Here is a 19,967-nt window from a genome sequence, read left to right on the forward strand (position 1 = left end):
AAAGCACCCAAGCCAACATTAAAACGGTATGAGAACCGTATTAGAATACATGAAAACGGGGCTTGCGCACATCTAACGAGGTAGAGCCGCAGCATTTTGCGTCGCGTCGTGCGCGCCGGATGGGTTTCGGTCCAACGGTTTCGTTCAAAGCTACCGCTTAGTGCCTGCTGCCGCGTCCATTTTCAGCGCGTCCAGTATCTGGCTCACCAGTTCTGCGGGGGTATTCGTGATGGATAACCGCAGCGCGTAAGCCGGCCGCTCCAGCGTCGCCAACTGCGAGTCGAGCATATTGGAATGCATGTAGTGGCCCTTGCGCCCGCCTATACGCTCCAGCAGCAGCTCTTTAGGGCCATCCAAGAAAACCCAGTGCAGCGGCTCAGTCGATTCGCTTTGCAGCGTAGTGCGGTATTTTTCTTTCAGGGCCGAGCAGGCCAACACGGCGCCGCCGGCTTTTTCCCACTCGCCCAGCTTGGTGGCCAGCGTGGCCAGCCAGTCGCGTCGGTCATCGTCGGTGAGCGGCGTGCCGTGGGCCATTTTATCGATGTTGGCCTGCGAGTGAAAGTCGTCGGCATCGTAAAAGGGCAGGTTGAGTTTTTGGGCGAGCTGCTCGCCCACCGTTGTTTTGCCGCAGCCCGAAACCCCCATGACGATGAAACTCATACTACCCTGCTGTTAGAAAATGTTGGAGGTGATGCTTTACGAAAGGTCGAGCTTAACGGCTGTGCACATTCGAGTGATGTCGGGGCGGGGCCGTACCCGCAGGGCTTGTCCCCGCCCTCAAACCTACGCGGCGGGCAGCCATACCGTGGCCGTGGTGCCCTGCCCCACCGCCGACGCCAACTCCAGCCGGCCGCCGTGGCGCTGCACAATGCGCTGCGCGAGCGGCAGCCCCAGGCCGTAGCCGGGCCGGCCCACCGCGCCTGCCGCCCGGTACAGCGGCTCATAAATGCGGCCCAATTCCTCCGGACTAAGCCCAGGCCCTACGTCGGTGATGCGGACGCGCAAGGTAGCCGGGCCTTCGTACCCCAACTCGGCCTGCACCGGACCGGCCGAATACTTGCCGGCATTGTCCAGCAGGTTCAGCAGCGCGGTGGTGAGCAGCTCGGCGTTGCCGGGCACCATAAAAACGTCGGTTTCGGCTTCTTCCGGCAGCTCGCCGAAAGTGAGACGGAATTCCCGGCCCACGTATTTGGCCCGGGCAAAACTCAAGGCTTGATTCAGGCATTCATCCAGCCGCACCGGCTCGAATTCCGGCAACGAGCCATCCACCTTCGCCAACGATAATAAGCTACTGGTAAGGCCCGTTAAGTGGCGTGATGCCTCCAGCGCCTGCGCCAGGCTCTGCCGCGCTTCGGGCAGCGAGGCATCGTAGGCCAGGGCCGTTTCCAGGGTGCCGGTGAGGGTGGTGAGGGGCGTGCGCAACTCGTGCGAGGCGTGCGCCAGGAAGCTTTTCTGGGCATCGAACGCTTGCTCCAGCCCGGCCAGCATGGTGTTGAATACCTGCGCGAGCTGGGCCAGCTCGTCGCGCCCGTTGCCCTCCGACAACCGCCGGCCCAGGCTGGTGGCCGAAATTCGGCTTGCCTGCCGGCTGATGCGCGCCACCGGCCGCAGGGCCGCCCCCGCAAAATACCAGCCCGCCAAAATGGTGAGTGCCAGCGCCCCCACATTACCCAGCGCCAGCAACAAGCGCACTTGCTGCAGCCACGCCCACCCCACCCGGTCCTCGGCCGATACGAAAATGCGGTACACGTTCCGCTGGCCCTCGTGCTCGTGTTCAACGGCCAGGCCCACCGTTTCGCGCTGGCCCACGGCGGGGTAGCTGATGCGCTGGCCGGGCTGCAAGCCGGCCAGCCGCGCCCGGTTCACGGTCTGGTCAATGTTGTCGGCGCTGCTGTAGCGCAGGGTATTATCCGGCCCGTAAATGCTGATTTGCTCGCCACTGAGGGTGAGCAGGTCGCCCCGCCGCAGGCTGCCCATTGTGCCCACTTCGAGCTTGTGGTTGCGCACCAGCAGCCGGCCCGCCAGCGTGGCGCTGGTTTCCAACCGGTGCGCGAAGCGCTGAAACCGCGTGTTGGCATTGAAGTAGTAGATAAACACCGAGAAGCTGAGCTGGATGCCCAGTACCAGCAGCGTAAACCGCAGCATCAGCTTATTGCGAATCAGCATATTCAGTAGCGTGGACTCTGCGGGTCCGCGTTGAAAAAAGTGTGTCGGTTGTCGTACGATGTGCGGACTCGCAGAGCTACGCTATTCCTCCCGCATCACATACCCCATGCCCACTACGGTATGAATGAGTTTAGGCGAAAAGCCGCGGTCCAGCTTCTTGCGCAAGTAGCTCACGTACACATCAATCACATTCGTCGTGGTGTCGAAATCCAGGTCCCAGACCCGCTCGGCGATATCCACGCGCGAAACGACCCGGCCGCGGTTGCGCAGCAGGTGCTCCAGTAGTGAGTACTCGCGCGTGGTGAGGTCGATGCGTTGGCCGGCGCGGCTCACGGTTTTGGCGTCGAGGTCGAGCACGAGGTCGGCCATGCGCAACTCCCGACGCTGGCCGGCGGCCGCCGCATAGCGCTGGGTCAGGGCGCGGGCCCGCATCAATAATTCCCGGAATTCGAACGGTTTGACGACGTAGTCATCGGCTCCGGCCGCGAAGCCGGCTTCCTTGTCGTCGAGGCTATCGAGGGCGGTGAGCAGCAGAATAGGCACCAGCCGGCTATTGGCCCGGATGCGCTGGCACAGTTCCACCCCATTGAGGTAGGGCAGGTTGACATCGAGAATAATTAAGTCGTAGGGCTGCTGCTCGTAGAGCGACCAGCCCGTGCGGCCGTCGTAGGCCACGGTCAGGTCGTAGCCCTCGTGCTCGAAACCTTTTTTGACGAACGAAGCCAGCGGCGGCTCATCCTCAACCAACAGAATTTTCATGGTGCAGAAGGTTATGCGCGGCTATACGGGTGCAAGCTAAAAGCAGAACAGGCAGCCCGGACCATATTGCCAGACTGCCTGTTGCATTCGTTCGAAACCTGCGCTACAGCTGGGGCTCGACTTGCCCGCTCATTTCGCGGCAGTAGGTGATGAAGTCGGAATTGACGGGCTCCAAGCCGCCTTCGCGCATTTTGGTGGCCACCTGGCCGCGGTGGTAGGTGGCGTGCGTCACGGCATGGGTGAGGATGTCGCTCACCAGCGAATCGTAGGCGTCGCCCTGCGAGTTGGTGTACTGGATGTGGCGGTTCAGCTCGGCTTCGTCGGTGGTTTCGCACAGCTGCGCGAGGCGCTCCGACGTCTGCTCGTGCCAGTGGTGAATGCCGGCCAAATCGTGCTCCTGCCACACTTTCACGGGGCTCTGCGTGCCGGTGATGCGGGCAATCCAGATGGCTTGGGCATTGATGGCGTGGCTGAACAGGCGCAGCACCGGCTGCGGAATTTCGTGGCCGGCCGCTATCGACGAATCGAGGCGGCGCAGCAGGGTTTCGTTGGCCCAGACGTTGAAGGCGCCGAGCTTGGCAATCGTATTAATCATGGTGAGATAGTGAAATGGTGAAGCAGTGAGTTTGGGAGGTAGTGAAGAAAACTCGCCATTTCACCACCTCACCATTTCACCACTACCGTGGGTCTTGCCAGACCAGTTTTTCGTTGGTTTTGTTTTTATCAAAGTCCGGGCATTTGCCATCGCCCTTGCCGGTAATGCCGCCATCGGGGTTGCAAATCAGCGTGCCCCGGGTGTCAAACACCTGCGAAAATTGGTCGCAGCACGGGGCCGACTGGTAGTACACGGTTTTGCCGTTGTACTGGTAGCGAAAAATGCGGGTGATGGGGTTGCGCTTGCGCTCGGCCAGTACGGCCGCGATGCGGGCCTTGAGCCACTGCGGCCGGGCCGTGGTGTCCGATTCGGGAACACGGGCGTACACCGGGTCCACGGTATTGGCGCTGGTGGGGGCAGGCGTGGTGCCGACCACGGTAGGGCCTTCGGGCGGCGTGGTGGGCGTGGTCACGCTCACCTGCTGGCGGGCACAGGCCGAGGCGAAGACCAGAACAGCAACGAAAGAGAGCAAGCGCATAGGAATGGAGGAAGAAGCGGGGCGTGGCCACAAACGGGGCCCGCTATGGGTACGCCCGGCGCGCCCAATGGTTGAGGCCAGGGCCGGAATCAGGCGTTAAAAAAAATAGGGCCCGAACACCAGCGCGCCCACCACCACCGCGCCCAGCGCCGCCAGCAGCACGGCCCCGGCGGCCACGTCCTTGGCCTTGCCGGCCAGCGGGTGCCAGGCGGGCGAGGCCAAATCGGTCAGGGCCTCAATGGCGGTATTCATCAGCTCTGCCGACCACACGCAGGCCACCGAAATGGCCACCAACGCCCATTCCAGGCGGGTAATGTGGCAATAAAACCCCAGCCCGATAACCACTACCGTAGCCAGGGCATGAAAGCGCAAATGCACCTCGGAGCACAGCGCCGACCACACGCCGCGCCCGGCGTGGCCGAAGCTGGCCACGCGCCGCCGCCACAAGCCACCGGGCGGGCGCAGCCGGTCGGGGGCGGGCGAGGTGGGCTCAGCCACGGGCTTCAAACTCTTTGAAGGTGGAGTTGCGCAGAGCCGGCCACTCGGGCCGGATAATGCTGAAAATGACCGTGTCGCGCCGGACCCCGCCCTGCGTGAGGCGGTGGCTGCGCAGTGTGCCTTCCTCGGTGGCCCCCATGCGGGCCATGGCCGTGCGCGACTTGAGGTTGCGCGAATCGGTTTCCAGCTCCACCCGCTCGCAGTTCAGTGCCCCAAAGGCGTGGCAGAGTAGCAGGTGCTTGCAGGCCCGGTTCAGGCCCGAGCGCTGAAACTTGCTTCCCAACCAAGTGTAGCCAATGCTCAGGCGCTGGTCGGCTTCCACCACGTTGTAGTAGCTGGTGCTGCCGGCCAGCTCGCCGGTTTCGCGGTCGACGATGGCGAACGGGTAGCGCAGGCCCTGCTCGCGGGCCTCCACGGCCTGGCGTAGGTAGGCGGCCAGGCTCACGGCATCATCGCCCCGGGTAAGGGTGTATTTCCAGATGTCGGCATCGAAAGCCACGGCCTTGAGGGCTTCAAAATCGGTGAGCTCCAGCGGGCGCAGCCGGGCGCGGTTGTTTTCGATGACGATGGGCGCAGAGAAATCCATTGGAGCAAGGGCGAAATGGGGCGGCAAAGTTGCCGGTAAAAAACCACATCTGCGTACATGCGGCTCATGGAGCGGCAGGGCAGTGCCGAGCCACGTAGGCGCGGTAGTCGGCGTAGGCGGGCTCGCGCACCAGGTTTTGCAGGGCGCGTACGTGCGGGTCGCTTAGGTCCGACGATTGGCTGCGGAGTAGCATGAATTTCAGGCCGGTTTGCAGCGGCTGGCAGTCGCCGGCTTCGGCCAGGCGACGGGTTTGCAGCAGCGAGTAGTCGAAGGCGGCCCGCTCGCTGGCATCGGGCGTGCGGCCGGCCAGCGGCACGGTGCGGAAATAGTGTAGGTGGCCGATTTCGTGGTAAAAAACCACCACCATGCGGTTGTCATCAAAACCCGGCTGGGGGCTTTGCAGGAAACGGATGTCGAGCCGTACCACGCCGTTGGGAAAGGCCGCGGCCGGGCCGTCGGTGCGGCGCTCGTTCTGCACCAGCACAAATCTTTTCAGCAGCGTGTCCTGCTGCTGCACTTCCCGCAGGGCCCGGTAAAACTTTGGGTAAAGCCGGGCACTCGCCGCCAGCGCCAGCCGGGCCGTGGCCGAATCGACGGGCGCGGCGCGGGCCAGCTGAGCGCGGGCGGCCAGCGGAGCTACCGCCAGCAATGCAAAAGCCAGGTAGAGTCTCATAACAAAGAAGCGCAGCCCTGAGTAGCAACGGGCTACTCAGGGCTGCGCTTCGACTGCGTTTGGGCGGCCGGGTTCAACCGGGACGCCAGTAGCGGGCTATTTAATCTCGCCCACCATTTCCTCCGGCTTCATCCACTCGTCGAACTCGGCGGCGGTCACGTAGCCGAGGTTGATGGCGGTTTCCTTCAGCGTCGAGCCGTTTTTGTGGGCCGTCTGGGCAATTTCGGCAGCTTTGTAGTAGCCGATGTGCGGGTTGAGGGCGGTCACGAGCATCAACGACGAGTCGACGTGCTTCTGAATGTTTTTCTTGATGGGCTCGATGCCCACGGCGCACTTGTCGGTGAAGCTCACGCACACGTCGCCGATGAGGCGGGCCGAGTGCAGGAAGTTGTAAATCATTACCGGCTTGAACACGTTCAACTCGAAATGGCCCATCGAGCCACCCACCGAGATGGCCACGTCGTTGCCCATCACCTGGGCCGCCACCATCGTCATGGCCTCGCACTGGGTGGGGTTCACCTTGCCGGGCATGATGCTGGAGCCGGGCTCGTTGTCGGGAATGTCGATTTCGCCGATGCCAGCGCGCGGGCCCGAGCTGAGCATGCGAATGTCGTTGGCAATTTTCATCAAGCTCACGGCCACGGTTTTCAGGGCGCCGTGGGCTTCCACGATGGCGTCGTGGGCGGCCAGGGCCTCAAACTTGTTTTCGGCCGTCACGAAGGGCAGGCCGGTGAGCGCGGCAATGTGCTTGGCCACGTTTTCGGAGTAGCCTTTGGGCGTGTTGATGCCCGTGCCCACGGCGGTGCCACCGAGCGCCAATTCGCTCAGGTGGGCCAGGGTGTTTTTGATGGCGCGCAGGCCGTGGTCGAGCTGCGACACGTAGCCCGAAAACTCCTGGCCCAGCGTGAGCGGCGTGGCGTCCATGAAGTGCGTGCGACCGATTTTGACGATGTGCATGAAGTCCTGCGACTTCTTTTTCAGCGCATCGCGCAGCTTCTCGATGCCGGGGATGGTGGTCTCGACCAGGATTTTATAGGCCGCGATGTGCATGGCCGTCGGGAACGTGTCGTTCGAGCTTTGGCTCTTGTTCACGTCATCGTTGGGGGCCAGGGCCTTCTTTTCGTCGGTGAGCTGGCCGCCGTTCAGCACGTGGCCGCGGTAGGCAATCACCTCGTTCACGTTCATGTTGGACTGCGTGCCCGAGCCGGTTTGCCACACCACCAGCGGAAACGAGTCGGCGAGCTTGCCGGCCAGAATTTCATCGGCCACCTGGCCAATCAGGTCGGCTTTCTCGGCCGAGAGGATGCCGGCGTCGCGGTTGGTAAGGGCGGCGGCTTTCTTGAGGTAGGCGAAGGCAGCGATGATTTCCTTGGGCATCCGGTTGATGTCCTGGGCGATGGGGAAATTCTCGATGCTGCGCTGGGTTTGAGCGCCCCAGTACGCGGTAGCAGGCACCTGAACGGTGCCCATGGTGTCCTTTTCGGTGCGGAAAGCCATGCGGGAAGTGGGTTGGTGAAGAAGTAAAAGGTGGGGTTTTGAAGCGCCAACGCGGCGGTAGTCAGGCGCAAAAGTACACCACCGGCCAAGCGCCGCTTTTATTTCAACCGAAATAGCCACCAAATGGTCTGCCGCGTAAAGCAGAAAAACTTCGGGCTACAGCCGCGCCGGCCGGGTCCGCTGACCTTTTCCACCCATTCCGTTCTCCGCATGTCCTCCATCAAGCAAGTCATCGAAATCCTGGCTTCGTCCGAGAAAAGCTTTGAAGACGCCCTGCAGCGCGCCGTAGCCCAACTCAGCAGCTCGGTGCCGAACATCAGTTCCATCTACATCAAAGACCAGAACTGCAAGGTGCAAGCCAACCGCATTGTGGAGTACCGCATCACGGCCAAGGTGAGCTTCGGCACGCCCACGGAGGAATTCGACCTTTCGGAGCTGGAGCGCACCTTCGAGGAAGCCCCCGTGCCCGCCGGCAACGGCGCACCCGATTACAGCCACCTCGACCTACACACCCAGCCCGACCTGCCCACCCCCGCCGAACCTGAAAACGGCAGCGCCACCGAGCCCGGCAGCGGCGGCGGCTACAGCGGGTAGCCAGTTGCTTCGGCTTTAACCGCCTGTCATCCTGAGCGCAACGAAGGACCTTATTGCGTTAAGAACGATTTGTTCAGCCGTGATAAGGTCCTTCGCTACGCTCAGGATGACAAGCTTTGGGAGGGCAAAAAGTAGCGAGTACGCCTATCTTTCGCCGGCATACTTCTGTGCCCTTTGCTCTTGCGTAAAATGAAGCTTTCGACTCCCTTGCGCCTCGCGGTGGCGCTGCTGTTTGGTACGGCCAGCTTTACGGGCTGCAACCAGCCCAAAGCCCCCGAAACCAGCACTGCGCCAGCTACCACGCTGACCAGCTATTTCGCCGATGCGGAAACCGGCGTGCAGGACGGCAACGTGCGGCTGATTCCGATAACCACGCCCAAGGGCCAGTTTAAGGTGTGGACCAAGCAGTTTGGCAATAATCCGAAAATCAAGGTGTTGCTGCTGAATGGCGGGCCGGGCGCCACGCACGAATACTTCGAGTGCTTCGAAAACTTTCTGCCGAAGGAAGGCATCGAATTCATCTACTACGACCAGCTGGGCTGCGGCAATTCCGACAACCCCAAAGACACCTCGATGTGGAGCCTGCCGCGCTACGTGGAAGAAGTGGAGCAGGTGCGCCAAGCCCTGAAGCTCGACAACACCAATTTCTACCTGCTGGGCCACTCCTGGGGCGGCATCCTGGCGGCCGAGTACGGCTTCAAATACCAGCAAAACCTCAAGGGACTCATCATTTCCAATATGATGATGAGTTGCCCCGACTACGGCAAATATGCCCAGGACGTGCTAGCTAAGCAGATGAAGCCCGAAGTGCTGGCCGAAATCCGGCAGCTCGAAGCCAAAAAGGACTTCGCCAACCCGCGCTACATGGGCTTACTTGAACCCAACTTCTACGCCGAGCACCTGTGCCGCATTGTGCCCAACCCCGAGCCCGTAACCCGCTCGCTGGGCAAAATTAACCAGTCGCTCTACGTGACCATGCAGGGTCCCAGCGAGTTCGGCATCTCCGGCAAACTCACCACCTGGGACCGGGTGGCCGACCTGCCCAAGCTCACCGTGCCCGTGCTCAGCATCGGCGGTAAGTACGACACCATGGACCCCGCGCACATGCGCATGATTGCCACCAAGGTGCAGAAAGGCAACTCCCTCATCTGCCCCAAGGGCAGCCACATGAGCATGTACGACGACCAGCAAACATATTTCACCGGCCTCATCAAGTTCCTGAAAGCGGTGGATGCCGGCACCGTGCAGCCCGGCGCGGCGCTGTAGCGCGGACTTTTAGTCCGCGCTACGTTAGGTTAAAACGTGACGGTCAGCTCTATCGGCAAGTCGGTGCGGCGGCCACCGGCAATGCCGGGCTGCCATTTCGGGCCTTCGCACACCATGCGCAAGGCCTCGTCGTCGTAGTCGGGGCGCAGGCTGCGCAGCACTTTCAGATTGCTGATTTTGCCATCGGCTCCCACCATAAACTGGAGGCGCACCGTGCCGTTGAGGTGAAGCTGACCCTCCTCGGGCTCGAACGCGGCGGCTTCGCGGTGCAGGTAGTTGCGGAAGGCCGGCGTGCCGCCCACCGGCGCGGGGTTGATGGATGGCGTGGCCGGCATTGGGGTATCGGCCACGCGCACGCTGGCGGTGTTGTCAGCTAGCTTATTGGCGGATAATGCCTTGGATTTGAGGCCAAATGACCGACTGGCCTTGGCTGCTTTGTCATTATTGGTCAGCGTGTCGGCTGCGGTGGTTTCGGCTAGAACGGAGGCCTGCGCGGCGGCAGAACCAGCCGAGTTCGCGGCGGCTGGTGCAGCGGCTACTGCCGGCGGCGCGGCGGCAACGCTGGCTTCGGCTTCTGGGGGCGCGGCAGCATCTGCCATCACCATTGCGTCGGTATCGGGTACCCTGATTGCCCGGCGGGCCGCCCGGCTAAGGGGGGCGTGCCGCCGCGAACGGGCCGGGCCGGTGGCCGCATAATCAGCAGCTTTTTTAGTTTCTTTTGAGGCGGATGGGGCCGTTGCTACTGCGGTTTCGGGCGCGTGGGCAGGTACCGGTTCTGCGGGTACGGGTGCTTGATGCGGGGCCGGCGTGGCCGCGGGCGCAACGGCAACGGTTTCGAGGCGGGCTGTGGCCGCCGGGCGGGCGGTTTCATGCTGCTCCCAGCCCCAGATGCCACCGGCCACCGCGCCCACTACGGCGGCAGCGGCCGCGATGCGGGGCCACGTCCAGCCGCCGGCTACGGGCGCCGGCTCCTCGGTCCCGATGCGGGCTTGCAGGCGGGCGCGCAACTCGGCCACGGCCTGGTCGGTGGTAGCCGGGTCGCTCATCGAAAAGCCCGTCAGGATATCGGCGCAGCGCTCGCAGTCCAGCGTGTGGGCCTCGATGCGGTGCTCCTCGGCGGGCGCGAGGGTGCCGGCCGCGTAGGCGCGCAGCTCCGCCGGGGCCGGGTGGGGGCCGGGGGCAGGCAGGCGGGCAAAGGGCGAATCAGCGGGCAGCATGGAGCGGGTTGTTGGCGTCGGGAGCGGGCAGGTGAGAACGGGAAGCGGGCGTTTTGGCGGGTGCGGGCGGCTCCAGCTGGCGGCGCAGCATGCGTTTGCCGTTTTGCAGGTGGCTGCGCACCAGGTTTAGTTCGAGGCCGGTTTCGAGGGCGATTTCGCGGTAGCTTTTCTTTTCGAGGTAAAATAATTCGAGGCAGCGGCGCTGGGCCGGGGGCAGCTCGGCCAAAGCCGCTTCGATGCTTTGCAAGCGCAGCTCGGCAGTTTCGGCATCTTCGGCGGCGGCCTGTTCGTCTGGCAGATGCCGGGCGGCGGCCGATTCCACATCGGCCGCATCGGGGAAGCTGAGCACGAGCGGCCCGGCACTGGGGCCGGCCCGCTTGCGGGCGCGTAGCTGCATGAGGCAGTGGTTGCGGGCAGTGGTGTGCAGCCAAGCCGGGAAGTTTTCGGGCGCGTGGGTGCGCAACACCTTCACCAGATGCTCAAACAGCTGCATGGCGGCGTCCTGGGCGTCTTCGTCGGGCGGGGCGAGGTAGCGGCGGCACACGGCAAAGGCCTCGGGCAGGTACCGGTCGTAGAGCTGGCCGAGGTCGGCCACGTCGCCGTGCGCGCGGTAGCGGGCCAGCAGCTCCTGGTCGGAGAGTGGCGCAGCGGCGGCGGGAGGCGAGGAGCGGCGGAAGAACATCGGGCCGGGAAGTTAGCGCCCGCAACTGGCATTGAAGCCGACTGGCGGCAGGGGATAGAGCTACAACTATTTTTTGAGCGGTATTGTGCAATCGGCCAAACACAGGCATCGACTCGGCATACTTCATCCTCTAACGCCGATGCCATGAGAAACCTGTTGCTGCTGCCGCTCCTCGCCGGGCTGCTGGCTCCGCCGCCCGCTGCCGCCCAATCGATACCCGTCGCCAAAGCCGCTCATCCGGCTCCGGAGAACACGACCAAAAACTGGGTCGTGTCCGGCCTGGTGACGGACCAGACCAGCCATCAGCCGCTGCCCGGCGTCACGGTCCTCATCAAAGGCACCAACCTGGGCACCAGCACCGACGCGCAGGGCCGCTACTCCCTCCTGGTGCCGGGCGCAGCGCGGGCAGTATTGCTGTTCAACTACATCGGCTACCTGCCCGTGGAGCAACGGGTAGGGATGCATCATACCCTTGATGTGAGCTTAACAACAGATACCCGCCAACTGGAGGAAGTGGTGGTAACGGGCTACGGAAGCACGACGCACCGTGACGTCACCGGCTCGGTTTCCATCGTGGCGATGCCGGAATCGAAGGCTACTAAAAAATCTAAATTGTCCGCCCAGGCCCTGCAAGGGCGCGCGGCAGGCTTAGCAGTCAATTCCAACAGCATTTACGCGCCAGCGCCCGTTGGGGTACCTTACCCCGCCCAGCCCGAGGCCGGGGCCGGCGACACCTACGCCCACATCAAGGAAAACGCCTTTTTCGAAGCGAAGAAAAACCCGCTCAGCACCTTCGCGCTCGACGTGGATAATGCCTCATACTCCAACGTGCGCCGCTTCCTGAATGAAGGCCAGCTGCCCCCACGCGACGCCGTGCGGGTGGAGGAAATGCTGAACTACTTCCGCTACGACTACCCCGCGCCGCCCGCCACTTCGCCCGACCCCGTGCACATCAGCACCGAGCTGGCCGCCTGCCCCTGGGAGCCCACGCACCAACTGGCCCGCATCGGCATTCAGGCCAAACGGATTGAAACGGCCAAGCTGCCGCCCGCCAACCTGGTGTTTCTCGTCGATGTATCGGGCTCAATGGACGAGGCCGACAAGCTGCCGCTGGTGCAGGCCGGCCTGAAATTGCTGGTGAAGCAGCTGCGGCCCCAGGACCACGTGGCGCTGGTGGCCTACGCCGGGGCGGCCGGCCTGGTGCTGCCGCCCACGCCCGGCTCGCAGCCGCAGGTCATCCTCGATGCCATTGAGCGGCTGCGGGCCGGCGGCTCCACGGCCGGTGGCGCGGGGCTGCGGCTGGCCTACTCCACAGCCAGGCAGAGCTTCCAGAAAGACGGCAACAACCGCGTGATTCTGGCCACCGATGGCGACTTCAACGTGGGCGAAAGCTCGGATGCGGCCATGGAGCAGCTCATCGTGGACCAGCGCGAAAGCGGCGTGTTTCTGACGGTGCTGGGCTGCGGGCGCGGCAACCTGCGCGACAGCCGCATGGAAACCCTGGCTGATAAAGGCAACGGCAACTACGCCTACCTCGACAACCTTGACGAAGCCGGCCGGGTGCTGGTGGCGCAGTTCGGCGGCACGCTCTTCACCGTGGCCAAGGACGTAAAGCTGCAAATCGAATTCAACCCCGCCCGCGTGGCCAACTACCGCCTCGTGGGCTACGAAAATCGCCTGCTCGAAGCCGAGGATTTCAACAACGACCGCAAGGATGCCGGCGAATTGGGAGCAGGCCACACCGTCACGGCCCTCTACGAAATAGTGCCCGTGGGCAGTGCGCAACCCCTCATCGATAACCTCAAATACCAGCCAGGCAGCACGCAGTCGCTTCCTCACGCAGCCACTCAAAACGAAGTTTTAACCGTGAAGCTGCGCTATAAGGAGCCGCAGGGCAGCGTCAGCAAGCTCCTGGCTCAGCCGCTGAGCGGCGCGCCGGTCGCCATTGCCAACGCTTCGGCCGATTTCCGCTTCGCCGCCGCTGTGGCGCAGTTCGGGATGCTGCTGCGCCAGAGCGAGCAGCGCGGCACCGCCACCTGGGCTGCCACCGAGCAGTTGGCCAACGGCGCCCGGGGCCGAGACGCCGACGGCTACCGTGCCGAGTTCGTGCGCCTCGTGCGCCTGGCCCAGGGCCTGAGCGGCAGCGCGGCCGTGGGTGTGCGGTAGAAATGTAGCGTGGGCGCTGCGAGTTCGCGCATGGCTGGACGCTCAATCGGGCGCGGATTCCCAGCGTCCACGCTACAAACCAGAAAGGCCCCTCCGTTGCAGCGGAGAGGCCTTTTTTATAACATGTCTCGGATAATGACGACTAAATCGGAAGCTAAAAATCGAGGAATAGGATGGCTGCTAATCAGCCTTAGAAGGAATAGTTGAGGCCGATTTTGGCCACGCGGTTGTAGGCGCTGAAGCGGTTGTTGGCATCGAGCGAGGTGAGGCCATAGTCGTAGCCGGCGCTCAGGCCGAAGCCGTTATCGAACTGGTAGCCCAGGCCGGCCACGGCGGCAAAATCAACCTTGCGCAGCTGGTTCGACACGTCGAAATCCTGCTTGTAGGCCGAGAAGCCGAGCACGCTGGCATCCACGCGGGCCTTGCCGCTGACCAGAAACGAGGCCTGCGGGCCGGCGTAGAGGTAGAAGCCCGGCGTGATGAACACCTTGGCCAGCACCGGCACATCGACGTAGGCCAGGCGGGCCGTGCCGGTCACGTTGGCGTTCAGGAAATCGAGGGCGGGGAAGGGGAGCGTGCCTTTCAGCACCGCGCCTTTTTCGGCGTACGTGATGCCGGGCTCGATGGCGAAGCCAGGGCCAATGGGCAGCGTGGCGTACAGGCCGGCGTAGAAGCCGGGGCGCATTTGCTTCGTGATGGACCCGTCGGGCAGGTAGCCGGTCAGGTTGGTGAAGCTGTTCACGGCATCGCCCTGCAAGTCGGCCACGTTCAGGCCGGCCCGGAAGCCGAAGCGCACGCCGCTGGTGGAGCTGCTATTAGAAGTCGAATACGTGGGCTGCTTGGAGTAGCTGGGAGCACGGCGCGTCGACGAGGAGCCCATGGGGCGGGGCGAGGGCGCAGCTTTGGGGTTGCCGTAGGCATCGCGGGCACCCTGGGCCGAGGCGGTGGTGAAGGTGGCCGAAATCAATAGGCAAGCCGCGGCCAGGCCGCCCGAAAGGCGTGAAATTTTCATAACCAACAAGGGTTTGGGAGGAGTGAAAGAAACCGGCCGCTCGGGGCGGGGCTCCCGGCCCGGCTACTGGGCCGATGCTGGGATACATTGCAAAACCGTGCCAAACCGCTTCCCCAAACCCCGCTGCTGCGGCCCCATATTTCGGCAAAGCAGACCAACTCCGGCAGTTTCCGGATTAACAGCCGCCCGAAATCGACCAATGCCCGGCTACTCAAAACGCAAAAAAGCCGGACCGCTCCAGTGAGCGGCCCGGCTTAGCAGCGGGAAAAGTGGAAAGTGGAAACAGGAAGAAGAAACTAGTGAAGTACCACCCGGCGGCTGGTGGCCGGACCGGTGGGGGGCGTGAGGCGCAGCAGATACACGCCGGCAGCCAGGCCGTGCAGGTCGACCAGCCGGCGGAGCGGGCCGGCGGGAGCTGTAAGAATCTGCTGGCGCAGGGGCCGGCCCAGCACGTCGAGCAGCTCGATGGCGACATTGCCGGCGGTGGCCAGGTCCGTATCTATGCTAATGGCGTCGGTGGCGGGGTTGGGGTAGGCGGTCCAGGCGGGGGCGTCGTGGCGGGCTAGGGCGGCCGTGGCCTGGAATACCGTGGTGGTGGCCACGTTGGTGATGACGGGCGCATTGTAATCGAACACAATACCGGCGTGGTTGGGAATGACTTCGCCCACCGTGAGCGTGGTGCGCGGCTGCACCCGGAACCGCACAAAGCCCTGCGAGCGAATTACATCCGTGTTACGCTCGGGCAGGTTGATGTTAGCGAAGCGTACTGTGAGCAGGCCTTTGTCGGGGCCAGCGGTGGCCAGGCTCCAGATGCAGCTGTGCGACTGGGCCACCAGCAGAAGGCTGGCCAGGTTCAGCTTGCGGAAATCGAGCGTATCGCTGAGCACCACGGTGGCGGCAGCGGCCGTGCCCAGGTTCTGGAAATGAATGGTGTAGTCGAGCGGCTGCTGGGCCGAAACCTGGGCCGGGGTGAGACGCTCGTAGTTCACTTCCATGCTGTTGGGGTCGTAGGGGGCCACCACCGTTTGGGCCAGGGCAGCGGTGTTGTCGGCGGGTGCTACATCAGCCGTGAGGGGCGCGGCGGCGGTACTGTTCAGCACGGTGCCCGACACGGTATTGGTGGGCAGGCTGAACAGTACTTCGTATTCCTGCCGGGCAAACGGGGCCAGGCTGGCGTAGGTCCACGTCAGCACTTGGCCCGTGCGGCTGGCGCTAGGCGTGCTGCTGATGTAGGCCATGCGACTGTCGAGGGTGACGGTAGCCGTGCCGCTGGCCACGGTGGTGCCCACGTTTTCTACCGTGAGGCGGTAGCGGGTGGTGAAGCCCGGCCGCGCCACGCTGTAGGGCGTGAGGGTCACGCGCACATCGGTTTGGTTGGCCACCGGCACTAGCCCGAAATCCAGCCCGGTGACGGGGTAGCCCACGGCCGGCAGCGTGCCCGTGCGCACCGTGGGCGCCCCCAGTGTATAGCTGGAATGCGGGCTGGGAATGCTGATGCTGTAGCCCGCGCCCGCCGGGCCGTAGAAGCTGTACTCGCCGGTGCCGGCCGTGCTGGAAAAGGCACGGTTCTGGGCCACATCGGCCACTACCTGCGGGTAGGGGAAGGGCACTTCGCCGGCATCGCGCTGGCCGTTGTTGTTCTGGTCGAGGTAAATGGTGCCGCTCACGCGGGCGGCCTGCTCCAGGCGCACCACCGTGTAGCCGAAGCCTAGTACCTGGTTGTCGAGCTGGAGCTGCCCGCTGCCCGTGGGGCCGGCCGGCAGACTGTTCAGCAAGTAAACATTGCCGTTCTGGTCCACGCCCAGGCCCGTGCCGTTGTGGACGTAGTCAGCCGGATTAGTGGGGGCCGGCACGCTGTTGGCGGTGCGGGCCCAGCGCACGGTGCCCGTCGAGTCGTAGCTCACCAGGTAAAAGGCTGCGAGCGGCGTGGCGCCGGTGCCGGCGATGGGGTGGGGGAGGGTGATATTGCCAAACGTGGCGCTCGGCAGGGCCAGCACGCCCAGCCGGTACACGTTGCCGGCCGCGTCGAGGGCAATGCGGGTGGCGTTGCGCGTGGTTTCGACCCGGAAATAGTCGGGCACCGTTTCGGTGGCGTGCGCCCACTGCGGGATGCCGCTTTTGGAAATTTTCACCACGTAGCCGCCCAGGCCCACGGGCAGTCCGCCATAGGTGAAGTTGCTGTTGATGGTGACGCCGGCCACGTACACCGCGCCGGTCGAGCTCACCGCAATTTTCACATTCTTGGATTCTGTCAACAAACTGGCCAGGTTGGTGGAGCTGAGCACGCCCCAGCGCCCCGCCCCGGCCGTGCTCAGCCGCGCCACGAAGTTGCCATCGCCGCTCAAGACCACGGTGGGGGCCGTGTTGAGCGTGAGCGTGCCGTTTAGCTCGCCTTCGCAGTAGAGGTCGCCGTTAGTTGCAAGCTGCAGGTCGTTCAGGCGCAGGTAGTTCGGGCCACTTGCCGCAGCGGTAGCGCCCATCGAGCGAACCAGCGTAAGGCCGTTGGTGGCGCTGAAGCGTGCAATGAGCGAGCTGGTAGCCCCCGTATTGCCCGGAAAAGGAAGATAGTTGAGGTACGTGCCCGCATCACCTACGGCGCTCAGGTAGCAATTGCCGGTGGCATCGGCTGCCAGGGCCGTGATTTCGGGCAGGGGGCCGAACACCCGGCGGTGCAGGTAGAAGACCGAGACTACGGAGCCGGCGGGGGTCACCTTCGCCAGCAGGTTGCCGGCATAGGCCACGGTGCGGTTGCCAAATGTGAAGGTGGAACGAATGCCCGAAAGGGAATCTTCCTTGAAGGCGATGTACACATTGCCGACGGGGTCCAGCGCAAGGGCTTGCACCCCCACATTCTGCTGGCTGATGCCCGCAATGGCCCACTGCACCACGCCGGTGGGCCCCACTTTGGCCAGAAAGCCATTGTGAATGCCGGCTGGAGTTGCCGGCAGCGTGGTGCTGCCCACGGTTGCTGGGCTGTTGCCGTAGGAACCGGCTACGTAGGTATTGCCAGCCGCGTCCGTCACCGAGCGGGTGTCATCGTTAAAGTTGGAAATAGCCGGGTCCAGCGGCGTGGCCGCCGTGGCCACCTGCGCCCGTGCCGACCCCAGGCCGGTCGCGAAGAAAAACGCTACCAGCAGGTAGCAATGGCGTAAAGTTTTCATCGAAAGAGAAAGGAAAAGGAAGGACCAAGTGCGTGGCCGCGCGCTGCGAAACCCCTGGCACCGCCCCGGCCGGAGCGCGGCACCGCGTTTCAAAGGCCCAGACCAGCCGCCCCCAAAAAAGGCTGCCGGCCTCGTGAAAAAACTTACAGCCCAAACCGCACCCCGAACATCAGGCCCGTGGACGTGGCCTGCTGGCGCAGCCCCGTTTCGGGCTTGTATAGCGACAGCGCCTGCCAGCGCATGCTCGGGGCCACGCTCACGCTCAGGCGGGGCGTGAGGGCGTAGTTGAGGGCCAGCGAGCCCGCCAGGGCCACGTTGAGGGCACGGAAAGGGCCGGTGCCGGCGGTTATTTTCTCGGTGCGGAAGTTCTCGCCATCGTTGGTGACCACCTGTGTGCCGCCCAGGAAAAACTGGAATTGCGCGCCCACGGCCACGTCGGTCCACAGGCGGCCGGTGCCGGGCGCGGCGAGGCGGTAGCGCAGCAGCACCGGCACCGTAAAGAAGCGGTAGTTGGGCTGCAGCAGCTTGGTGGTGAGGGTTTCCTTCTTGGTGATGGTGGGCGTGGTAACGCTGCGGGTGGTGTGAGTAGTATCGTGCTGCACGGTGGTGCTGAACACCGTGTCCTGGCGCGGCACATACACCGTATCGTAGCGAATAACCTGGCCGCTGCCGTTGAAGATGGGCGAGAGCTGCGGCACCTGGATGACGCGAATCGAATGCGTCTGATAGCTCGACGTGAAGACGTTGGTGCTGGTGGTGGTTGTGGTGTTGTAGCTCACCAGCACGTCGGTCGTCTTATTGGTGATGCGCAGGTCGGCCCCAAAGGCGGTGTAGCCCACGCCGCCACCTACGCTCAGGCGCGGTGTAAGCCGGTACTCGGCCGTGAGGGCGGCGCTGAGGCCGGCGCGGCCGGTTTCGTGGTTGCAGCGCAGGGCGGTGAGGCTGTCGCCTTCGGGCCCTTGCAGGGCAAGGGTATTTTGCTCGGGCGTGGCCGATAGCAACACGCTCCAGCGGTGAGCCAGCGGGCGCGGGCGGGCGGTATCGGGCGCGGTGGTAGCCACTGCGGGGGTGGCGGGGGCGGTGCCGGGCAAGTCGCCAAGGGCCAGCAGCAGGCTGTCGGTGCGGCGCTGTAGGCGGAAGAGTTCGGCCCGCTCGGTGCGCAGGGTATTCAGCAGCGCGGCGCGTCCATTGGCCGGCAGTGCGCCGGGCGCGAGGGTACTGATGCTCGGCAGCTGCTCCAGCGTCTGGCGTTCCAGGGCCGCGAGGGGGCGTAGGGTGGCGGGCAGGGTTTCGGCAGCGAAAGCAACCGTCGGAGTATCCTGCGAAGCGCCCGGCAAAACCTGGGCTACTATTGTTGCCGCTGGTGCAATGGTAGGGGCGCTATCATTCTGTGAATCTGTGGCCCTAACACTTCGAGTTGATTGAACGACTCCGAATTTCTGGAAGATGCTTCTCCGTACAGAAATGCCTGCTCCGGAACTCCGGACGAGGCTTCGCCGGCCAGAACTGACTGCTTCGGAACTCCCAAGGGCACTTTTCTGCTTGGAGTTGGCCGTTCCAGAACTTAGGAGCAGGCTTTGCCGCTCGGAGTTGGCCGTTCCGAAGTTCCGGACTTGCGGCTCTCGATTATTTAAGGCAACAAGGTTCTTTCGATTTGTCGGCCCCGAAGCCTCTGGCCCGTGCGGCAGCAGCCAGCCGCCCAGCCCGGCCAGCAGGCCCGTGAACACCCACAGCAGCGGCACCAGCACCGGCCGGCGGCGCGGACGCAGCCGGGGCGGCGGGGACAGGCGCTGCTCAATGCCGGCCCACACCGGCGCGCCGGGCGGGAGGTCGAAGTCTTCGAATTTGCTGCGCAAAGACTGGTCGAGGCGGTTTTCTTCCGATTCTTCCATCATAGTCGTAAGTAGTTGGCCTGCCGCTGGTGCAGCAGGGTGAGTTGTTTGCGGGCCTTGCTGAGCTGGGCTTTGGAGGTGCTCTCCTGAATGCCCAGCAACTCCGCGATTTCGCCGTGCGTGTAGCCGTCCACGGCGTAGAGGTTGAGGACCATGCGGCAGCCGTCGGGCAGCTGTTCCATCAGGGCCAGCACTTCGGCCACGCCCAGGCGGTCGAAGGCGTCGGCGTCGGGCGCGAAAGGCTCGGGCACGTCGTCGAGCAGCAATTGCTGGCGGCGGTGCTGCCCGCTCTGCCAGTGGTTGAGGGCGGTGGTGACCACAATGCGCCGCACCCAGCCCTCCAAGGAGCCCTCGGCCCGGAACTCGCCCAAGTGGGTAAACACCTTCACAAAAGCGTCTTGCAACACGTCTTCCGCCTCCGGTACCGAGCGGGCGTAGCGGCGCGCTACCCCCAGCATGCGGCCGGCGTAGCGGGCATAGAGCGCCCGTTGCGCCGCCGGCTCGCGGCGACGGCAGGCGGCAAGAAGCTCGTCCAGTTCCGTAGAAAGGGGCATTAAATCGGGAAAGCAGCGCAGCCCGGCCGGGTGCTGCCCGGCAGACAAGTTACCGCCCGAAAAGGCTGCTGCGAGGGGCGAAGTTTTTTGGCACTGCCTACTCCCCTGGCC

The 19,967-nt window shown here is 64.0% G+C and carries 18 protein-coding genes; 3 read left to right on the forward strand and 15 right to left on the reverse strand.

Going from position 1 to position 19,967, the window contains the following annotated elements; genetic code table 11:
- Positions 1-150: 150 nt before the first annotated feature.
- From ACYU7Q_RS19950 to fumC, 9 genes are all read right to left on the reverse strand, one after another.
- A complete protein-coding gene (locus ACYU7Q_RS19950; protein ID WP_460611216.1) occupies positions 151-660 on the reverse strand; it encodes a gluconokinase in 510 nt (169 codons plus the stop codon).
- 123 nt (positions 661-783) lie between these two features.
- Positions 784-2,166 carry a sensor histidine kinase gene (locus tag ACYU7Q_RS19955; protein ID WP_460611217.1) on the reverse strand — a complete coding sequence of 461 codons (1,383 nt, stop codon included), beginning with the start codon at positions 2,164-2,166 and terminating at the stop codon, positions 784-786.
- 81 nt (positions 2,167-2,247) lie between these two features.
- Positions 2,248-2,925: a response regulator transcription factor gene (locus ACYU7Q_RS19960; RefSeq protein WP_460611218.1), complete on the reverse strand. Its 678-nt coding sequence runs from the start codon at positions 2,923-2,925 to the stop codon at positions 2,248-2,250.
- 103 nt (positions 2,926-3,028) lie between these two features.
- On the reverse strand, positions 3,029-3,520 hold the full coding sequence (locus ACYU7Q_RS19965) for a DinB family protein (RefSeq protein WP_460611219.1): 492 nt from the start codon (positions 3,518-3,520) through the stop codon (positions 3,029-3,031).
- Positions 3,521-3,602: 82 nt separating this feature from the next.
- Positions 3,603-4,058, reverse strand: a complete 456-nt coding sequence (locus tag ACYU7Q_RS19970) for a DUF6970 domain-containing protein (RefSeq protein WP_460611220.1) — start codon at positions 4,056-4,058, stop codon at positions 3,603-3,605.
- A gap of 96 nt (positions 4,059-4,154) precedes the next feature.
- Complete coding sequence (locus ACYU7Q_RS19975) at positions 4,155-4,556, reverse strand: diacylglycerol kinase family protein (RefSeq protein WP_460611221.1); 402 nt, start codon at positions 4,554-4,556, stop codon at positions 4,155-4,157.
- A complete protein-coding gene (locus ACYU7Q_RS19980) occupies positions 4,549-5,142 on the reverse strand; it encodes a GNAT family N-acetyltransferase (RefSeq protein ID WP_460611222.1) in 594 nt (197 codons plus the stop codon). Before ACYU7Q_RS19980 ends, ACYU7Q_RS19975 begins: the two co-directional genes overlap by 8 nt.
- 64 nt (positions 5,143-5,206) lie before the next feature.
- Entirely contained in the window at positions 5,207-5,815 is a 609-nt protein-coding gene (locus tag ACYU7Q_RS19985; RefSeq protein WP_460611223.1) for a hypothetical protein, read from the reverse strand.
- A 96-nt stretch (positions 5,816-5,911) separates the two neighbouring features.
- Complete coding sequence (gene fumC / locus ACYU7Q_RS19990; RefSeq protein ID WP_460611224.1) at positions 5,912-7,312, reverse strand: class II fumarate hydratase; 1,401 nt, start codon at positions 7,310-7,312, stop codon at positions 5,912-5,914.
- A 210-nt stretch (positions 7,313-7,522) separates the two neighbouring features.
- On the opposite strand from fumC, the gene ACYU7Q_RS19995 reads away from it, so the two are divergent.
- Both ACYU7Q_RS19995 and ACYU7Q_RS20000 read left to right on the forward strand, forming a co-directional pair.
- On the forward strand, positions 7,523-7,906 hold the full coding sequence (locus ACYU7Q_RS19995) for a dodecin family protein (protein ID WP_460611225.1): 384 nt from the start codon (positions 7,523-7,525) through the stop codon (positions 7,904-7,906).
- 189 nt (positions 7,907-8,095) lie between these two features.
- Complete coding sequence (locus tag ACYU7Q_RS20000) at positions 8,096-9,172, forward strand: alpha/beta hydrolase family protein (RefSeq protein WP_460611226.1); 1,077 nt, start codon at positions 8,096-8,098, stop codon at positions 9,170-9,172.
- A 29-nt stretch (positions 9,173-9,201) separates the two neighbouring features.
- Here the strand turns inward: ACYU7Q_RS20000 and ACYU7Q_RS20005 are convergent, their stop codons facing one another.
- Complete coding sequence (locus tag ACYU7Q_RS20005; protein WP_460611227.1) at positions 9,202-10,389, reverse strand: TonB family protein; 1,188 nt, start codon at positions 10,387-10,389, stop codon at positions 9,202-9,204.
- Positions 10,376-11,071, reverse strand: a complete 696-nt coding sequence (locus ACYU7Q_RS20010) for an RNA polymerase sigma factor (RefSeq protein WP_460611228.1) — start codon at positions 11,069-11,071, stop codon at positions 10,376-10,378. The genes ACYU7Q_RS20005 and ACYU7Q_RS20010 overlap by 14 nt, the downstream gene beginning before the upstream one ends.
- A gap of 144 nt (positions 11,072-11,215) precedes the next feature.
- On the opposite strand from ACYU7Q_RS20010, the gene ACYU7Q_RS20015 reads away from it, so the two are divergent.
- Positions 11,216-13,237, forward strand: a complete 2,022-nt coding sequence (locus tag ACYU7Q_RS20015) for a vWA domain-containing protein (RefSeq protein ID WP_460611229.1) — start codon at positions 11,216-11,218, stop codon at positions 13,235-13,237.
- Between the two features lie 190 nt (positions 13,238-13,427).
- On the opposite strand, the gene ACYU7Q_RS20020 is transcribed toward ACYU7Q_RS20015, so the two are convergent.
- The 4 genes from ACYU7Q_RS20020 to ACYU7Q_RS20035 form a co-directional block, all read right to left on the reverse strand.
- Positions 13,428-14,249 carry a porin family protein gene (locus ACYU7Q_RS20020; RefSeq protein ID WP_460611230.1) on the reverse strand — a complete coding sequence of 274 codons (822 nt, stop codon included), beginning with the start codon at positions 14,247-14,249 and terminating at the stop codon, positions 13,428-13,430.
- Between the two features lie 296 nt (positions 14,250-14,545).
- Positions 14,546-17,410: a DUF7619 domain-containing protein gene (locus ACYU7Q_RS20025; RefSeq protein ID WP_460611231.1), complete on the reverse strand. Its 2,865-nt coding sequence runs from the start codon at positions 17,408-17,410 to the stop codon at positions 14,546-14,548.
- 143 nt (positions 17,411-17,553) lie between these two features.
- Entirely contained in the window at positions 17,554-19,305 is a 1,752-nt protein-coding gene (locus ACYU7Q_RS20030; protein WP_460611232.1) for a hypothetical protein, read from the reverse strand.
- Positions 19,302-19,856 (reverse strand): RNA polymerase sigma factor, encoded by a 555-nt coding sequence (locus tag ACYU7Q_RS20035; protein WP_460611233.1) that lies wholly within the window; start codon positions 19,854-19,856, stop codon positions 19,302-19,304. Before ACYU7Q_RS20035 ends, ACYU7Q_RS20030 begins: the two co-directional genes overlap by 4 nt.
- Positions 19,857-19,967 lie beyond the last annotated feature (111 nt).

Source organism: Hymenobacter terrigena (assembly GCF_054776515.1).